This window comes from Hoeflea algicola (assembly GCF_026619415.1).
GTDB lineage: Bacteria > Pseudomonadota > Alphaproteobacteria > Rhizobiales > Rhizobiaceae > Hoeflea > Hoeflea algicola.
The window spans coordinates 69,698-85,667 of the sequence record NZ_JAOVZR010000003.1 but is presented as its reverse complement, the minus strand read 5'-3'; the positions used below and the strand labels follow the sequence as shown (position 1 = coordinate 85,667).

General features: G+C 57.2%; 13 protein-coding genes and 2 pseudogenes. 6 read left to right on the top strand and 9 right to left on the bottom strand.

The features are described from left to right. Positions 1 to 135: 135 nt before the first annotated feature. A pseudogene (locus tag OEG84_RS24170) lies at positions 136 to 891 on the top strand (transposase); the annotation flags it as partial. Here the strand turns inward: OEG84_RS24170 and OEG84_RS24165 are convergent. The 5 genes from OEG84_RS24165 to OEG84_RS24145 all read right to left on the bottom strand — a co-directional run bounded on the left by OEG84_RS24165 (position 880) and on the right by OEG84_RS24145 (position 6,372). Further along, the gene (locus OEG84_RS24165) at positions 880 to 2,235 is read right to left on the bottom strand and encodes an ISKra4 family transposase (protein ID WP_267656596.1); all 1,356 of its coding nucleotides are present in this window, start codon (positions 2,233 to 2,235) and stop codon (positions 880 to 882) included. The pseudogene OEG84_RS24170 and the gene OEG84_RS24165 overlap by 12 nt on opposite strands. Positions 2,236 to 2,350: 115 nt before the next feature. After that, the gene (locus OEG84_RS24160) at positions 2,351 to 3,166 is read right to left on the bottom strand and encodes a protein NO VEIN domain-containing protein (protein ID WP_267656427.1); all 816 of its coding nucleotides are present in this window, start codon (positions 3,164 to 3,166) and stop codon (positions 2,351 to 2,353) included. Between the two features lie 128 nt (positions 3,167 to 3,294). Continuing rightward, positions 3,295 to 3,618 (bottom strand): helix-turn-helix domain-containing protein, encoded by a 324-nt coding sequence (locus OEG84_RS24155; protein ID WP_267656426.1) that lies wholly within the window; start codon positions 3,616 to 3,618, stop codon positions 3,295 to 3,297. Beyond that, entirely contained in the window at positions 3,608 to 3,967 is a 360-nt protein-coding gene (locus OEG84_RS24150) for a type II toxin-antitoxin system RelE/ParE family toxin (RefSeq protein WP_267656425.1), read from the bottom strand. The genes OEG84_RS24155 and OEG84_RS24150 overlap by 11 nt, the downstream gene beginning before the upstream one ends. 50 nt (positions 3,968 to 4,017) lie before the next feature. After that, on the bottom strand, positions 4,018 to 6,372 hold the full coding sequence (locus OEG84_RS24145; protein WP_425602935.1) for a hypothetical protein: 2,355 nt from the start codon (positions 6,370 to 6,372) through the stop codon (positions 4,018 to 4,020). A 326-nt stretch (positions 6,373 to 6,698) separates the two neighbouring features. Between OEG84_RS24145 and OEG84_RS24140 the strand changes: the two are divergent. The 5 genes and pseudogenes from OEG84_RS24140 to OEG84_RS24120 all read left to right on the top strand — a co-directional run. Continuing rightward, positions 6,699 to 7,762 (top strand): annotated as a pseudogene (locus tag OEG84_RS24140) (RHE_PE00001 family protein); the annotation flags it as partial. 133 nt (positions 7,763 to 7,895) lie between these two features. After that, on the top strand, positions 7,896 to 8,867 hold the full coding sequence (locus tag OEG84_RS24135) for an ABC-three component system protein (RefSeq protein ID WP_267656423.1): 972 nt from the start codon (positions 7,896 to 7,898) through the stop codon (positions 8,865 to 8,867). Continuing rightward, positions 8,845 to 9,096 (top strand): ABC-three component system middle component 8, encoded by a 252-nt coding sequence (locus tag OEG84_RS24130; RefSeq protein ID WP_267656422.1) that lies wholly within the window; start codon positions 8,845 to 8,847, stop codon positions 9,094 to 9,096. Before OEG84_RS24135 ends, OEG84_RS24130 begins: the two co-directional genes overlap by 23 nt. Before the next feature lie 2 nt (positions 9,097 to 9,098). After that, positions 9,099 to 10,907 (top strand): DUF2326 domain-containing protein, encoded by a 1,809-nt coding sequence (locus OEG84_RS24125; protein WP_267656421.1) that lies wholly within the window; start codon positions 9,099 to 9,101, stop codon positions 10,905 to 10,907. A gap of 54 nt (positions 10,908 to 10,961) precedes the next feature. Then, complete coding sequence (locus OEG84_RS24120) at positions 10,962 to 12,281, top strand: HEPN/Toprim-associated domain-containing protein (RefSeq protein ID WP_267656420.1); 1,320 nt, start codon at positions 10,962 to 10,964, stop codon at positions 12,279 to 12,281. A gap of 295 nt (positions 12,282 to 12,576) precedes the next feature. Here OEG84_RS24120 and OEG84_RS24115 read toward each other — a convergent pair whose 3' ends face one another. The 4 genes from OEG84_RS24115 to OEG84_RS24100 form a co-directional block, all read right to left on the bottom strand. After that, positions 12,577 to 12,858, bottom strand: a complete 282-nt coding sequence (locus OEG84_RS24115; protein WP_267656419.1) for a hypothetical protein — start codon at positions 12,856 to 12,858, stop codon at positions 12,577 to 12,579. A gap of 206 nt (positions 12,859 to 13,064) precedes the next feature. Continuing rightward, positions 13,065 to 13,793 carry an IS21-like element ISPkr1 family helper ATPase IstB gene (gene istB, locus OEG84_RS24110; RefSeq protein ID WP_267656418.1) on the bottom strand — a complete coding sequence of 243 codons (729 nt, stop codon included), beginning with the start codon at positions 13,791 to 13,793 and terminating at the stop codon, positions 13,065 to 13,067. Continuing rightward, positions 13,723 to 15,291 (bottom strand): IS21 family transposase, encoded by a 1,569-nt coding sequence (gene istA / locus OEG84_RS24105; RefSeq protein WP_267656417.1) that lies wholly within the window; start codon positions 15,289 to 15,291, stop codon positions 13,723 to 13,725. The genes istB and istA overlap by 71 nt, the downstream gene beginning before the upstream one ends. A 107-nt stretch (positions 15,292 to 15,398) precedes the next feature. After that, positions 15,399 to 15,929: a Shedu anti-phage system protein SduA domain-containing protein gene (locus OEG84_RS24100; protein WP_267656416.1), complete on the bottom strand. Its 531-nt coding sequence runs from the start codon at positions 15,927 to 15,929 to the stop codon at positions 15,399 to 15,401. Positions 15,930 to 15,970 lie beyond the last annotated feature (41 nt).

Below are 15,970 nucleotides of genomic sequence, written 5' to 3'. Positions count from 1 at the left end.
TTATCGGGAGCTCGACCTCAGAGTAGGGTCAGCCCAATTACGCATGCTTTCCGCCGATGCTGTTGAAAAAGTCTTTGTTGCAGCGCGGCAAGTCCTTTGATTCACTTGATTATGAGGGGATTGGAGGATTTCGTCATGATGGGCACCCAAACGGCACCGGCACAGTTGTTCTATGACTTCGATCTGGAGCGTCATGTTCCTTCCGGTCATATGCTTCGCGAGATCGACCGTTTCCTCGACGTGGATGGGATGCGGGAGGCCGTGCGCCCATTCTATAGCCACATGGGGCGTCCCTCGATTGATCCAGAGCTGATCATCCGGATGCTGGTCATCGGTTACGTCATGGGCATCCGGTCGGAACGTCGCCTCTGCGACGAGGTCCATCTGAACCTCGCCTATCGCTGGTTCTGTCGGCTGGGCCTGGAGGGAAAGGTCCCAGATCACTCGACCTTCTCACGCTATCGCCATGGCAAGTTTCGCGACAGCAATCTGCTGCGGCAGGTCTTCGAGGCCACAGTCGAGCGGTGCCTGAGGGAGGATCTTGTAGCGGGCGAAGGTTTCGCTGTCGATGCAAGCCTGATCTCCGCCGATGCCAACAAGGTTCGGTCAATCGCTGCCGAAGACTGGAGCCCGGAGGTCGCGCGTGAGGCCGGGACCCGGGCGGCGCGGGAATACCTGGAGACACTCGACGATGCCGCCTTCGGGGCCGCGTCGCCGGTCCAGCCGAAGTTCGTGGCGAAGTCCGATCCGGCTGCGCAATGGACCCGCGCCGAGGAAAGCCGCCCGTATTTTGCCTATGCCACCAACTACCTGATCGACACCAAGAGTTCGGTGATCATGGATGTCGAAGCCACGAGGGGAGTGGGAAAAAGCTGGGAGTCAAGCCGCAAGGGCAAACTTAGCTTGCTTGAGCCGACCATCGGCAACCGCTGCCCGGACCTGCAATACCCGATGGGCGCCGGCAGGAGACCAACGCATCTGCCGCTTCTTGTTCATCCGAGCGTTTACGAGATTGTTGGCGGCGCTTTCGGCCGGAGAACTCGATATCGGCTGACCCGACCAATATCGATGGCAGTAGTCGACAATCGATGTTGTGTTCTGGACCAGGTAGGACCGGAGATTGCTGATCAATACGGACAATCGCTTGAGCTTCTGGTTTGCTTCTCGAAGCGTGGTGTGCTGCTCCAACTGGTAGAGCATATTCTTCACGGCTCTCGTCGCCTCCCTGACGTAGCCGCTCCAAAGCAGATGGCGAAGCCGCGGCACATCAACCGCAACATCTCGAAGGTAGATGTTCAGATCGCCGATATGCCTGAGGCCTTGCCACGTCTGTTCGATGTGCCGGAGCCGCATCGACAGATGGAACCAGTCAAGAATATGCGTCACGGGCTCCCTTGTTGCACTGAGCACGATGCTTTGCAGCCCGACGTCTCCGTCGCTGAAAACAGTGACGTCGCGGCCAGGCAACCATCCTTGCGCCCGCATTGCGGCACGAACCGCATCGTGCTTGCCGGTAGCCACATGCGGTGCGGCCGCGAACTGACGCGGTAGCCGCCCCGGTGAAACAACGCGTCCCATGGCGATTTCGAAATGCCGGCTCTGATATCCGGGAACTGCACGGATATAGGCGCCATCAATGAAGACAGAAATGGAGGATCCGCCGGCCCGACTCATGCGATAGGGGCTCGCTGCGTCCCACTTTTCAATCTGATCGGCAACCTTGGCGAGCCGGTTGACGATGGTTCGATGATTGTGTGGCCGCGCGGCCGGTACAAAAAGATCGAGTACACGAGCTGCTTCACGAAACGACAGGCGCGAACCGAGCTCAGCCTGTACGCGCTCCAATTCCGGCGTCGCTCTGCCCTTCAACAAGGTCTCGATGTATCCGATTTTCGCCTTTGCCGGCTTTCCGCTGACACAACCGCGGAACCGAGGCACGCGCAGGCGACAAATACCGAAGAGCGAATGGACCGTACGAGATCGATAGTCATGAACCCCGCGAAGACAGCCACAGTCGTGACATTTCCGATCGTGCTGGCTGGCTTGATCCACTTGAAACTGCGTAAGCTCTTCTTGCAGGCGGCGTTGTATAACCTTGCCGTCCTCAAGGGACAGGCCGAAGTCATCGAATCGCGCTCCCTCGACCATGCGTTCGACAACTGCGATCTCTCGACGCTGTCGAACGCCATCGGTTCCGACTAACTCGACCACGACATTCATCTTCAATTGTGACATCCACGAGTACCCTTCTGAAAAGGGCTCCAGTTACGCCATATTTCTTACCCCCACCTTTTTCCCACTCCCAACATATGAGATCGTTGGGGTGATAGTCTCATCATTAAATGCTAAGCTACAACTGCGTTGCCATCAGCGAAACATGTGCTTCGAGTGGCGGCCGGAGTTCGAAAGCGCGAACCTCCCGGGAGAAGTCGAACAGTCGAACCAGGCTCCATTCATGTCGCCGGGCGTCTGAGACTTCCAGCTCGTTTCTCGAGATGTAGAAAGGCGTGCGCTCCCACCCGTTGGTCGTCTTCACTTCGATGAGACGTGGCGACCCGTTTGGCGCGAAACTGGCAATATCATAACCGGCGCCATCTCCGTCTTCCTGAGATACCCAACGGACCTTGTCTGCCAGATCCCTTCGATCTGAGGCTTGAAGATGTGCGCGTTCGTGATGGAAAACACGCTCTTCGCCGGCTTTTCCAAGGGAACGGTTTCTCTCATCCCTTCCTGCCACATCAAACCTGCGAGCGATTGCCTCAAGTTGTGACAGTTCGGCCGGAGGAGGAGCATTCTGCATGGTTGGCGGCACGCCAAAGAACAGGGGTGGCGCATCAGCAAAGCCCTGGGCGATCGCGGTTGCATTTGACGCCTCAAATGACGGGTTCTTCGCGAGCCACCGCGAAACGGCATCCGCCAATGACATCTGTAAATTGAATCGAGGTTGATAGCCGGTGATATGCGGTAGCCCAAAGCCGACCAAGGCGGCCGAAACATTGCAGTTCTTGAACTCGATCGAGCCCTTGGATCGGCCGAGGGACTGGTGAAGGCTCCTGTTGTTCATTGCCTTGTTGTAGGTCAGACCAGCCAGATCATCCTTCAGCATTTGGAAGTAGACGGCGACAATCGCGTCGTTTTCCTGATCGGACCAGCTTTCAGCGTTCATGCCGCCAGGTTATGTCGGCGAAGGTGCTTTGTCATCATGAATACCCGGTAATTCGAATGCGTAGGCACGTACACGTCTGTTCAAACCTGCTCAAGAGTTCGGTTTTTACGCATGGAGCTGAGATCCCGCTATGCAAGCATCTGCAGCCCGTGCTTCTGCACGAGCGACAGGAGCTTGAGCGCCGGTCCGCTCGGCCGTTTAGCCCCCGTTTCCCACTTCTGGACCGTCGACTGGCTAGTGTTCAGATAACGGGCAAAGACCGGCTGGCTGACATGGTTGTTCTCGCGCAGCGCTTTGATTTCGCCGGGCGTCAGTTCCTGCGGAAAAACAAGGCAATCTTCATCGAAGGTCCGCATCGTTTCCTTGTCGATGGTCCCAGCCGAAAACATTCCCTCGACCGCACTATGGATTGCCTCGAAGGCATCGCTCTTGAACTTGCGTTTAGTCGCCATGGTCTATCTCCAACAGTGCGCCGGTCTCGATTTCCGCTTCGAGGTCGGCTTTCGTCTTTCGGCGGTAGAGATCGGTGAGCTTCCGGAATGCCAGAAGCTCATCGTCATCGATGTTCGCCCGATCCTTCTTGGCAAAGAGATAGGCGAACACCCAGAACTCTCCGGCCTTTGCCAGAACGATTGAACGATGCATGTTGTCATTGAGCCGTTTTTTGAAGACGCCACCGCCGAGATCGTCGGCCTGACCGAGAGCAACCTGATGGATTGCCTTCAATAGGGCCTTGTCGGAGATTCGCGCCTTCTTCGCCGCCTTGGCGAACCAAGCTGTCTTGAACACTCGTTCTGTCATTGGCTTATATAGCACTTAGTGCTATATCCATCAAGGTTTGAAAGAGAAAGTCACGCTGCCTCCCATACCTGATTCAGAATTCGGGCCGCAAGGGCGGCCTTATCCTGAGGCAGGAACCGACCATAGTGCTGCCGCACCACGTCCGGCGTATCCTGGATAGCGTAGCTTGCCTGCTCGTAGGACCCTGTTTGCTTGAGAATGTGGGTTGCCAAGACATCCCGAAGATTGTGAGGACCGTGGGGGAGCAAGCCTTTGATGGCGCCTCGGCCCGTATAGGGATTGTAGATCCCATAGCGTTGGATCACGGTCCGCCAGGCTTCGTAGAACTTGGTCGAGTCGTACGCCGCATCCAGGCTGATCGTCTTCACCGTCTTGACGAAGAGCGTGCCAGGATCTTTTGCCCGACCGAGAAGCACACCGCGATGGCGGTCGATATAGGCCTCGAGGTATTTGTAGAGATCAAGCAGGTCCGGGAGGATGAGGCGGAATGGTTTCTGCCCGAAGAAAGACGAGGTTGAGTTCTTGAAGGCGACCGACGGGATCAGCACCTCCCATCCTCCTTCTCGGTCGCTCCAGTGCAACTCGCCGCATTTCATGTCCTCCAGCCGTCGCTCGGGGGTCGGGAAATGGCCACGGGGGCAGACGCGAAGTTGACGAAGGTTCTTCTGCCGAAGTCCAAGGTGCAGCCCCAGGCGAAGCAGCAGGAAGGACCGGGTCGCTTCCGCGGCTGCTCGGGGGTAGCGGTCTTCATCCGGCATGCGTTTCAAAATCTCGTCGGTGATCTTGCGATATTCCGCCAGTGGGCTGTCTGCTTCCAGCACGCACATGATCGGCTCGAAAGGGTCACGATGGACGCGCATCACCCGCTGGATCTCCCCTGAACGGTTGGCTGCGTGTCGATGAAACGCGTCGCAGGCACTATGCCAGTCGCGAGAGGCGAATTCGATTTCTTGCGGCGCGATCAGGCCTTCGATCGGTCTTACATGTTTCAGAAGTTCGGGATGCTGACGGATCCAGCCGACTTCGGAGCGCGTGAGGGCTTGTGCGATCATCAGCATATCCTCTTCCCACCTGGTGTAGAATCCGCGGCGCTGCTCTCGCCATTGCAGATACCAGTCCCAGACGCCGGGAAAGATCAGCAGTCCAAATGTCAGTTGGCTCAGGCGCACGCCGCGGCCCTTGACGATGCCGTTGGGTGAGGCGGCCAGCGCTCCGAACATCAGGCCGAGATGTTCGATTTTTTGCGATGTGGTTTCCTCGCCCCAAACGCCGTTGCGCTGAAACCCGATCGCAGTCAGCGTCGACGTCTTGAACCGGATCAGGTCAGCCATCTCCATCGCCAGCCGCGGTGGCGCATCGACGACGCCGGACAGGAGATCAGGGTCTTCAAAGGTCTCTGCAGCATTGTCGGCGCTCGATGGCAGCGTGGACGCGCGAGGAGACAACGATCCTCCGCCATAGGTGACGCCCGGAAACCGGATGGCGTAACGCTGCTTGCTCGCTGCGGCCTGGTAGCGCCGATAATCGGTTGAACCCGAGACGATGACCCGGCGGACCCAGTCGAGGATTTCCTCCCGCTTGGCAAATGGCAGGCTGCCGAAATCGTCGGGAAGGTGCCATGCCAGTCTTCGCCGTTCGGCCGCGCTGATGTCGCCAAGATTGTGACCGTGGAGAGATCGGGCTTGATGGGGCAGCTTCGCCTTGAAATATCCTTCCGGCAGTTGGTATCGCCGCTCGATGCGGGAGAGGATTTCGAAGCTCGCGACGGATCGCGGCACGCGTTCGCCCTGGATCCAGGACAGCAGGGTCGCATGGTGGAACGTCTCGTCCAGCCGAACGATGGCGCGGTAAAGGTGCCAGTAACTCTCGCCGAACCGTCGCATATGATAGACGAGCGCATCCTGAAATCCGTCAGGATCTTCACTCGCTTCAAATAATGGTTCCGGAAACGGATGGATCGGCTTGAGTTGTGGTCCTCGCGGCGACGATGCGGATTGAGCATGGTGATCGTTGTCGTCGATCCGTCTCGGGTTTCGAGTGGAGGGTGCAGTGGCTGCCGACCGAATTGGTTCGTCTGATCGATGGGTTTGCCTGGTTGAGGGGATGTGCTCCACTACAGGTGGCGCGCCGAGCCAACGGATGATCGCGTCCAGGGCGATGCGGATCTGCTTCTTGAGATCACCCGCCAATTCGCCGTCTGTCCGGCAAGCGTGGGTGATTTCCAACCAATCAATGCGACCGTTCAGCAGTGGAGGCAACTGACGATGGACGATGAGATTGTTGAGATAGGTCTGGATTTGCTCCAGCGCCCGCTTCGATGCGATCGGCGCTATGCGCAACTCGCAGAACTGTGAGATTTTTCGTTGAAAATGACGTGATGAAAGATCTTGTTTTGGCATGCTCATATTCCGTTGCAATCGGCACCAATGCCGACGGCGAGCGGGAATAGGATTTGTGATTTAACAAAGGATGTATCCGATCGGGTGGGTGGGCACACCGATGCGAAGCTCTTGATGCCATGCATTTCGCTTGAGGGTTTTTTGACCGATGAAGCGGAAATGCCATGCCCTGATGTTAGCCGAATGCTCGACAAGGTCAGCGGTGTTAGCAAGATCGAATAACAATAACCCCCGATAAGGGTTACTTATCGATGGTTATCGCTCAAACTTTCTATCATACCATGTGAGGAACCGTAATATTCCGATAGAGTTCGTGTAAGAACTCATTTACCATAATTTCAGTGGCTTATGATCTCACGAAAATCAGCATGACAGCCTTGATGCGGCCGGCTTTCGACGCCGGTATCGCGCTCACGCGCCTTGACGAGCGTGTGGCCTGCTCACCTGTCGGCGCAGGCTGGATCGAACGATCCCAATTCACCGATGCGTGCGCTTCGCTCTGGATCGACGGCGAACTCATCCATCTCGAAGACGTCGTCCTCCATGACGCCACGCGGGATATTCGCACCCCACCCATGAACTGAAAATCGCCCGCGACGTGCTGCGCACCCGCCGGCGCATTGCCGCCCAACCACATGGGTGGGCTCTGTCCGCGGATGGCGTCAGCAAATTGCGGCAGACGTCGGAGATCACTTCGGCCAACGCTGACGAGGCGGCGACCGCCGATGCCATCCGGTGGGCGCGCGCGATCGATCCGGAAGGGGAAGGGGAGGAAGGTGACGACGTCGAACATATCCCCGGCGTTGACTATGCCGCCATCGATGCGGTTCTGGCCCGATCGGAAGCGGCAATCGAGAGGGCCACCCGGCCAGGCCGTGCCGGCGCGGCAGAAAAAGTTCCTGTGATCTACGATCTCGACTGGGACGAGGATTCGAGGTTGGACGAATGGCGCAGCGTGTTGCGAAAGGTGCAAGACCTGCCGGCAGTGCTACAGGCGATTGTTGCCCTCGACGCCTGGAACGAGTTGTCGGTGCTGCAGCACGCGCCCTGGCTCGGCCGGCTGCTGGTTGCCTCCATCCTGCGCCAAGCCGGCATCGCCACCGGCGGTCATCTCGCGGCGATCAATCTCGGCCTCAAAACCATCCCCGTCGATCGGCGCCGGCATCGCGACCGTGAGACCCGGTTGCTGGCCATCGCCCACGGATTTTTGGCGGCAGCGGAGATCGGGATGAAAGAGCATGACCGGCTGTCACTGGCAAAAACGATGATGGAGCGCAAATTGGCGGGACGACGAACGTCTTCGAAATTGCCGGAGCTGGTCGAGCTGGTGATGGCGAAGCCAATGGTGTCGGCCGGAATGGTGGCCAAGACGCTCGAGGTGACGCCGCAGGCGGCCTACAGTTCCCGCTGCAAACTGGATGGCCAGCGATTTTGCCGATCGATGTCTCCAGGCGTTGCAAACGCAATTGGCCTCAGATACTCCAAATCCATTAGAGTTATGTTCAACTTTTGTTTGCAATGCTGATCTCATGCTGCCTCGCGATTACAGACTGCACGAGCTAAATGAAGATGAGTTTGAAAAGCTCGTCGTTCGCATTTGTGTGCGCTGGTTAGGCGAGGGTGTGACCCCATTCGCTCGCGGACGGGACGGTGGCCGCGATGGAAAGTTCCACGGCACTGCGAACGCGTTTCCGAGCGCAGCATCGCCGTTGTCCGGACATTTTGTCCTTCAGGCAAAGCACATCAGCGCGCCAAACAGATCGTGTTCCGACCCCGATTTCGCCGGTCTGCTCGGGAAAGAGCACGGCAAGATCAAGCGGCTGAACGGCGATGGGATTTGCGACCACTATCTCGTTTTCGCCAACCGGAAATATACGGGCGGTGCTGACGAAAAGTTCATGAAGGACCTCTTGGGACTCGGGATCAACTCCGCGCACATTATCGGCGTTGAACGTCTCCACATTGCGCTCGACGATTACGCGAACATCCGAGAAACCTTGCCCAATTGGCTCGACTCATCGCCTTTCCGCTTCAACCCGGACGAACTGGTGGAAGTGATCGGAGCGCTCCACGCCTATACCAAGGACGACCCTGCCAGCGCGTTTGACAGCGCGCTCGATTTCGAAAAGCTCAAGATGCCGCTGAAAAACAAGCTCAACGGCGTCTCTGACGAATACTACAAGCAGGTGATCGTCGCTCAATCTATGCCGCATTTTGATCGCGTCGCCCAGTTCCTCCAGAATCCGAGAAACGAAGAATTCGCGGCGCTCTATCATGATGCTGCCGATGAGCTTAAGCAAAAGATCATCGCCAAGCGCGCGCAGTTCGGAGCGTTCGATGACATCTTCGTGTTCATGTACGAACAGATCCAGGAGAAGCGTGAAGCCCTGCGGGGTAAGCGCCGCCTGATTTCCATCCTGCTGCACTATATGTATTTCAATTGCGATATTGGCATAAAACAGCTGGAGGAGAACGAAGATGTCGTCCACGCTGACGCCTAAGAAACATCTCAACCTGGACACTTCATTGCTGCGCGTATTTTCGCTCGTCCTCAAAGAGCTTCAGAAGCGAGGCGTCTGTGAATTTGAGAAGTTGCGCGGCGTCGTGATCCGACGGGTGGGCGCCGATGGCGAGCTTTCCTTCCTGCCCGCCCTCGACCTCCTGTTCCTCCTGGGCAAGGCCGAGTATCACCTCAAGAACGATACGCTCGAATATAAGGGGACTGACTGACCATGCAGCTCAGCCGCCTATACTCCAACCTTCCAGATATCCTTTCGCCGGTCGTTTTCAATCACGGAGCCGATGCCAATCGCCTGAATGTGGTGCTCGGTGAGGTCAAGCATCCTAAAGATCGCAGAAAAGACTCGCATAATCTCGGCAAGACGACACTCCTGCACGTCATCGACTTCATGATGCTTAAGGGATGGTCGCAGGAGAGCTTTCTCCATAGGCATCGTGACCGCTTTTCCGATTTCGTTTTCTTTCTTGAGATCGCCTTGAACAGTGGCGGCTACGCCACAATACGGCGTAGCGTCGTCGCTCCGACCCGGATCGCCCTGTCCCGTCACGAAGACCCCGATGCAGATTTCAGCGCGACAGCCGACGACGTATGGGATCACCCCGATCTGCCGATTGATGAGGCCATCAAGCTTCTTGACGCTTGGCTCGATCTCAGAGCGTTAAAACCATACGATTATAGGAAGGCAATCACGTATTTCTTGCGATCGCAAGGCGATTGGAGTGATGAACTGCAACTGCAAAAGTTTCAGGCCGGGCGCGACCTTCACTGGAAGCCGTTTGTCGCCCATCTGTTTGGCTTCAACCAAAAACCTATCGTCAGGAAGTACGAGCTCGACGAACTCATCCAGAAGCTTCAGGAGAAGCAGGGGGAACAACAGGCGGAGGTCCAGTTCAGGGAAGAGGATCTGCCCAAGTTGACGGCCGAACTCGGTGTGCTCCAACAACACGTCGAGGATCTTGAGGAACAACTCGATGCTTTCCGCTTCGATGACGAAGAGCGCCGCCTCATACGCGATTTGGTGGAGACCATTGAGACCGAGATCGCGAGCCTGAACCAGCAGATCTATGATGCTCGATACGACATTGGCCAGATCGACAGTTCTCTCAGCCACAAGGACAAGTTCGATCTGGAAGATGTGCAATCGATCTTCGACGATGCAAAGCTCCATTTCCCGACGCAGCTGAAAAAGCAATATAGCGAACTGGTCGAGTTCAAGAAGAAGGTCACGCAGGAGCGCAATGCGGCCCTGCGCAAGCGTCGCAAGGAACTGGAGGATGAGCTCTCGGCCGCTGAAGGTCGCAAGGCTTCACTTGACGCTCAACGCGCCCAACGTCTGAAAGTGCTCCGCTCGACCGATACTTTCGACAAGTTCAAAGCCTTGCAGAAGGATGTCACCGAGCAACGGGCGCAGCTTGTTTACCTCGGCGAACAGCGCAAGAAACTTGAGGCGGTCGTGGAAACCGCTCGGCAGGTTCGTGAAGCAGAACGTGACCGCGGGCGTGTGGTTGACGAAATAAAGACTATGCTTGCCAAGCCAACCATCATATATGAACGCTTCACGCGTATCTTCAACGACTATTGCCAAAAAGTCCTCAACCACGAGGGACTTTTCTTCTTTCAGGTTAATTCGAACAACAATCTAGACTACAAGATCAGCCTGGGTCTCGCCGGTCAGAAGGGTGTTGCATCGAGCCAGGGCGAGGGAACCAGCTACAAGAAGCTGATTTGCGCTCTGTTCGACTTGGCACTATTGCGCGTCTATGAGGACATTCCGTTCTTTCATTTCGTGTATCACGACGGAATGTTCGAAGCTCTCGACGATCGAAAGAAGCTTGCCTTCCTCGATGTTGTCCGCGAGCAGGTCAGCCACCGAAAGCTTCAGTATATCATGACAGTCATCGCGTCTGATCTACCGCGCGATTCCAAGGGTAAGCTCGTTGCCTTCGGAGATGACGAGACAATCCTCCGACTGGACGATAGCGGACAAGCTGGCCGGCTGTTCAAGATGGCCGAATTCTGACTTCGATATCACTGACGATCGCAGCGGAGCCGAAGTGGCGAGGAGTAATCTCCAATGGGAACTTACATCACCCTCGATATCGGAAAAATGGAGCTGATTGGTTCGAAGAACGATCCCGGCATCGATCACGGTCGCCTGTTTCACGAAAAGGATCGAAAGGCGATCCAACGCGACCAGGATTATGCATACGAGTGCCCGAACGGCTTTCAAACAACGCTATCGGACGTGCTGCCTCGGCTTGAGATGCTCGGCCATACGCTGAGCGTGGCTCGACAAGAGTACGAGAGTGCTGTCGACATCAACATGCGGCGCAAGGTAGAATATGCCAAAGATGCCAAAGATGCCAAAGATGCCGACGAGCCGGAGCCCAGCTTCAACTTCTTTTCTTTCGATGAGATACTCGAGATAGCGGCTAGACTCGATCCGAGCGCCTTGTCGACCTCGATAGAGGAGGACGACGAAAAGCCAATCAGGATACTGCCCCAAGAACTTATGGAGCGCCTGCCCTGGTACGATGCCTGGGACTATGCCAGGCGGTCATATGAGCCGGATACCGTTTTTTCGCAGAGCACCAGTGCCGAGTATGCTCTAGGCGGATTCCACCCCTATACTGTGATGCGCTTGCTCGCTGAAAATCCACGAAACCTGAGCTCTCTCGTGACTTGGGACTATGGCCCCCTCGTGTCCAACGGTTATGCAAGGGAGGAGGAGTTCACCTGCTCACGCCGCGATCAGGATTGCTTCTTGATTGTGACTGAAGGCGGGTCTGATGCGGCGATGCTTCGGCATGCAATCAGCCTGCTTCGTCCGCAGATCGCCGACTTTTTCCGCTACATAGACATGGAAGAAGGCTATCCGTTTTCCGGTACAGGCCAGCTCCTTAAGTTCATGCAGGGTTTAGCGGCCATGAGGGTACCGTTAAATGTGGTGGCCATCTACGATAATGATGCAGAAGGTTTCGCAGCTTACGGCAAAACAAATGCGCTCAAGCTGCCCGCAAGCTATCGCGTATGCATCCTCCCCGATCTCGATGAATTCTCAAGATTTCCTACCACGGGGCCGACCGGTCCAGCGATGGGCGATATTAATCGACGAGCAGCGTCACTCGAATGCTACCTGGATCTGTCCCGACGAGGACTTCCAGATGTGGTTGTCCAATGGGGCGGCTTTAACGACATAGTCGGGTCGTACCAGGGAAGTCTAAAAGGGAAAACACAGTTCATGAACGACTTCCTCAGACACCGAGGTACGCAAGATCGACGCGGCGCTTACGACTTTATAAAGTTGGAGAAGGTACTCGATGTCTTGGTTGGCGCATGCGTCGCAATAGCGTCGGAAGCGGCCGCATCAACGCAAGCAAGGCGCCTGCGCTGATTGCAACGATATTGCAGCTGTAGCTCGGGTGAATTTTGTCGCTCCTAGAGTTGGGTTGGAGCGCTGAACGCCTGAAGATGATTCGTAGCAGCGTTATCATCTTGCCCGTTCTTAACGCCGTCGCGCCAAAGGCGCGAGCCTGGCGACAGCCTTCGGAAAGCCAGAGGGGGATATGGCTTCGGGTGCGGCCGGTCACGATGCATGACTAATATCGGGAATCCGATAGATATTAACTTTCGTCGAAAATGAAGATGGGGCCGCTCACATCTAGCGGCCCTATTTTCGCGAACTCACGTTACTCAGCGTCGCCGATACCCATCAACCCGGTCCGACCGTCGGCCGCCCATTTGTCCCAGTAGCCCAAACGCGCTTTGACGAATTCCTTCCGGTCATCCACCATATAGGGCGTCCTATCCACGACGAGATCTTTGCCTTCAATCTTCGACCGATTTTGCGCCCAGAGCGGACCCATCTCCAGTGTTGCGGGCATGGCCACGGCTTCGTAGCGACCGGACCGAAACTTCGCGGTCATGTATTGATCATGGTCCTTTATCGGGTGCAGCCGATCGAACGTCATGTAGTGCTCGCCATCCCGGCTGAGCTTCGCTCGAAGCCGATTAAGTTGAGCGTTCCCTTCGATTTCAGACCGGCGTGTCAATCGGCATGCAATTCTGACCCCCTATCGGCCCCCAAAAATGACCCCCTTATTTTGCGCAGGGGTAGCTGGCCCGATGCGGCGTAGCCATCACACAGCGCAGCCGCGTCGGGCCAGCGGGGCCTGGGTTACTCCCTGGTCTTGAAGCGCCAGCTCTCGTTGCCGGTTTCGACGATGTCGCAGTGGTGGGTAAGGCGATCGAGTAGCGCTGCGGTCATTTTGGCGTCTCCGAAGACCGATGGCCATTCACCGAAGTCGAGGTTGGTCGTCACAATGATGGACGTACGCTCGTAGAGGCGACTGACGAGGTGGAACAGCAGCTGGCCGCCGGTCTGGGCGAAGGGGAGATAGCCGAGCTCGTCGAGGATCAGGAAGTCGAGGCGGCACAAGAGATCCGCAGTGCGCCCCTGGCGATCAGCGCGGGCTTCGGCGTCGAGTTTGTTCACGAGGTCGACGACGTTGAAGAAGCGGCCGCGCTTGCCACGGCGGATGCAGGCCCTGGCGATGCTCACGGCAAGATGGGATTTGCCGGTCCCGGTGCCGCCGATCAGCACGACGTTGCGTTGATGCTCAAGGAACTCCCCGGAGGCCAGATCGCGCACCAGCATCTCGTTGATCGGCGTGTTCTCGAAGCTGAACTCATCGACCTCTTTGGCCAGTGGCAGCTTGGCAATCGTCATCTGGTATTTGATCGAGCGCGCCTGCTTCTCGCTGATCTCGGCGTTCAGCAGGTCGCCGACGATCTGTTGCGGTTCGTGCTGGCGCTTCACCGCTGTGGTTATGATCTCATCGTAAGCGGCCTTCATCCCGTAGAGCTTCAGCTGGCTCATCGCGTCCAGCACCTGTGATCTTTCCATGGTTGGGTCTCCTTAGACTGTCATAGCGTTTGCAGTCGGCCACGGGCTCGCAGGTCAGCCGCAGCGCTTCGGGCGTATCTATGGTCAGCGGTGGCGGCGGCTCACGATGTCGGGCCAGGATATTGATGACGACCGAGGCGGCGGGAGCTCCTTCGTTCAGCGCTTCGGCACAGGCAGCCTCCACTGCATCCAGCCCATCGGTTGGGATCATGCTCAGGATCTGGACCATTTGCCGGTCGCCATTCGGCACCTTGCCGAGCTTGCGCTGCATCCGCCTGATCGCTGGCGGCAGTTCCCAATCCTTGAAGGGAGCGCCATTCCTGAGCGCCCCGGGCTTTCGGGCCAGCACCGGGATATAATGCAGCGGGTCGTAGATGGCCTTGTCGCGCCCGAAGGCTCGGGCGTGCTGCCCCACGATCTTGCCGTCCTGCCAGAACTCGACCCGCTCGGCATAGGCGCGGATCTCGACGGGCCGACCGACGGCGCGTCCATCCACGGAGTAGCGGTTCTTGTCGAAGCGGACGAGGCAGGTCTTCGAGACCGACGCAGGCACGGCGTGGAAGCCGTCGAATGGGCCGACGTAAGGCACCAGGCTCGAGCGCTCGTCTTGGAATACTTCCCAGATCGTTCGATCCCGGAGCTCCTGGTGCGGATGGGACTTGGCCCAGGCAACGCAGCGATCCTCGAGCCAGGCGTTGAGTTCGGCGTAGCTCTTGAACTTGGGTCTGGGCACGAAGAAGCGTCGCCGGACAACGCCGACCTGGTTCTCGACCTGCCCCTTCTCCCAGCCAGACGCCGGTGTGCAGGCAACGGGGTCGACAAGATAATGCCCGCACATCTGCTGGAACCGGCGATTGTAGGCCCGGTCGCGGCCCACGAAGATCGTATCTACCGCCGTCTTCATATTGTCATAGATCCCCCGCGTGCAGGCCCCGCCGAAGAAGACAAAGGCCTTGTCGTGGGCATCGAAGACCATCTCCTGTGTCTCGCGCGGGTAGGCTCGCACGAACAGCATCCGGCTGTGGCAAAGGCGGACGTGCGCCACCTTCACTGTCGTCGTCGCGCCATCGATCACCACGATCTCATGACTCCAGTCAAACTGATAGGCCTCACCGGGATCGAAGGTCAGCGGCACATAGGCAGTGGCCGATGCCTCCTGTTCCTCCTTGGACCATGAGGCCGCGTAGCGACGGACAGCATCGTAGCCGCCGTCATATCCGAGGGCTCTGAGTTCCTCGAAGATCCTGACCCGGGTCAGCCTCTCGCGATTGGGCTTGCGCGCGTTCACTGCCAGCATCTCGTCGAGCTTGTCTTTCCAGCGGCCGATCTTGGGCTGCGGTTGAACCGTCCGCTCGTAGGTGTGCTCGGTCGCACCTGACCGAATCACCTTGCGCACCGTGTTCCGCGAAACTCGGATCTCCCGGCAGATCTGCTTGATCGGCTTCTTGTCCTGAAAATACGCCCGCCGGATCTTCGCAATCGTCTCCACAACCAACATCCCGCACTGTGCTCCCCGATAGCCTCGGGGGCATTATCCACACCAGTGTAAAGGGGTCATTTTTGGACGCCGATCACCCCGCTACGGGGTCAAAATTGCATGCCTGTTCACAACCGGCGACCGTAGATGAGGACATATTGCGGGATGAATGTACGCCAGCGCGGCAACGCATCCATCAGATAGTGGTTGCAGAACAATGTCTGGTTTGCAGGTTCGCCGAGCCAGCTTTTCCAGCGGGCGATTTGAGTCTGTGCTTGCGTGAACTGCGCGGTAGGCTGGCCGCCTTTGGTAAACATCCTCTTCTTCGGGGCCTCGATTTCAATCAGAACCGCATAGATGTGCAGACTGTCGGTGGCGATCCATAGAAAGTCTGGGATGTGCTCGTTAAAGCCCGGCAAGGATGGTTGCGTGATCAGTGCCGCGGGAAACGCGCTGTGGCCTGATGGCCCTGACATACTTTGGCCACCGGGAACCATGCAAGGATGGGTTTCAAGAAACCTCTGAAAAACTGCCTCGTCGTGATCATCCGCCGCGTTGAGCAGCTCACGCCAATCGCGCTGCACCAGCTCGCTATAGCGGTCCCAAGTCAGAGCTTTGGGTCCGCTTTCCAGTCTATAGGTTCGCCCAGTGGTCAGCACGTCGTCATCCCTTTTATTTCTCCAGGCGTTCGCATTGAGAG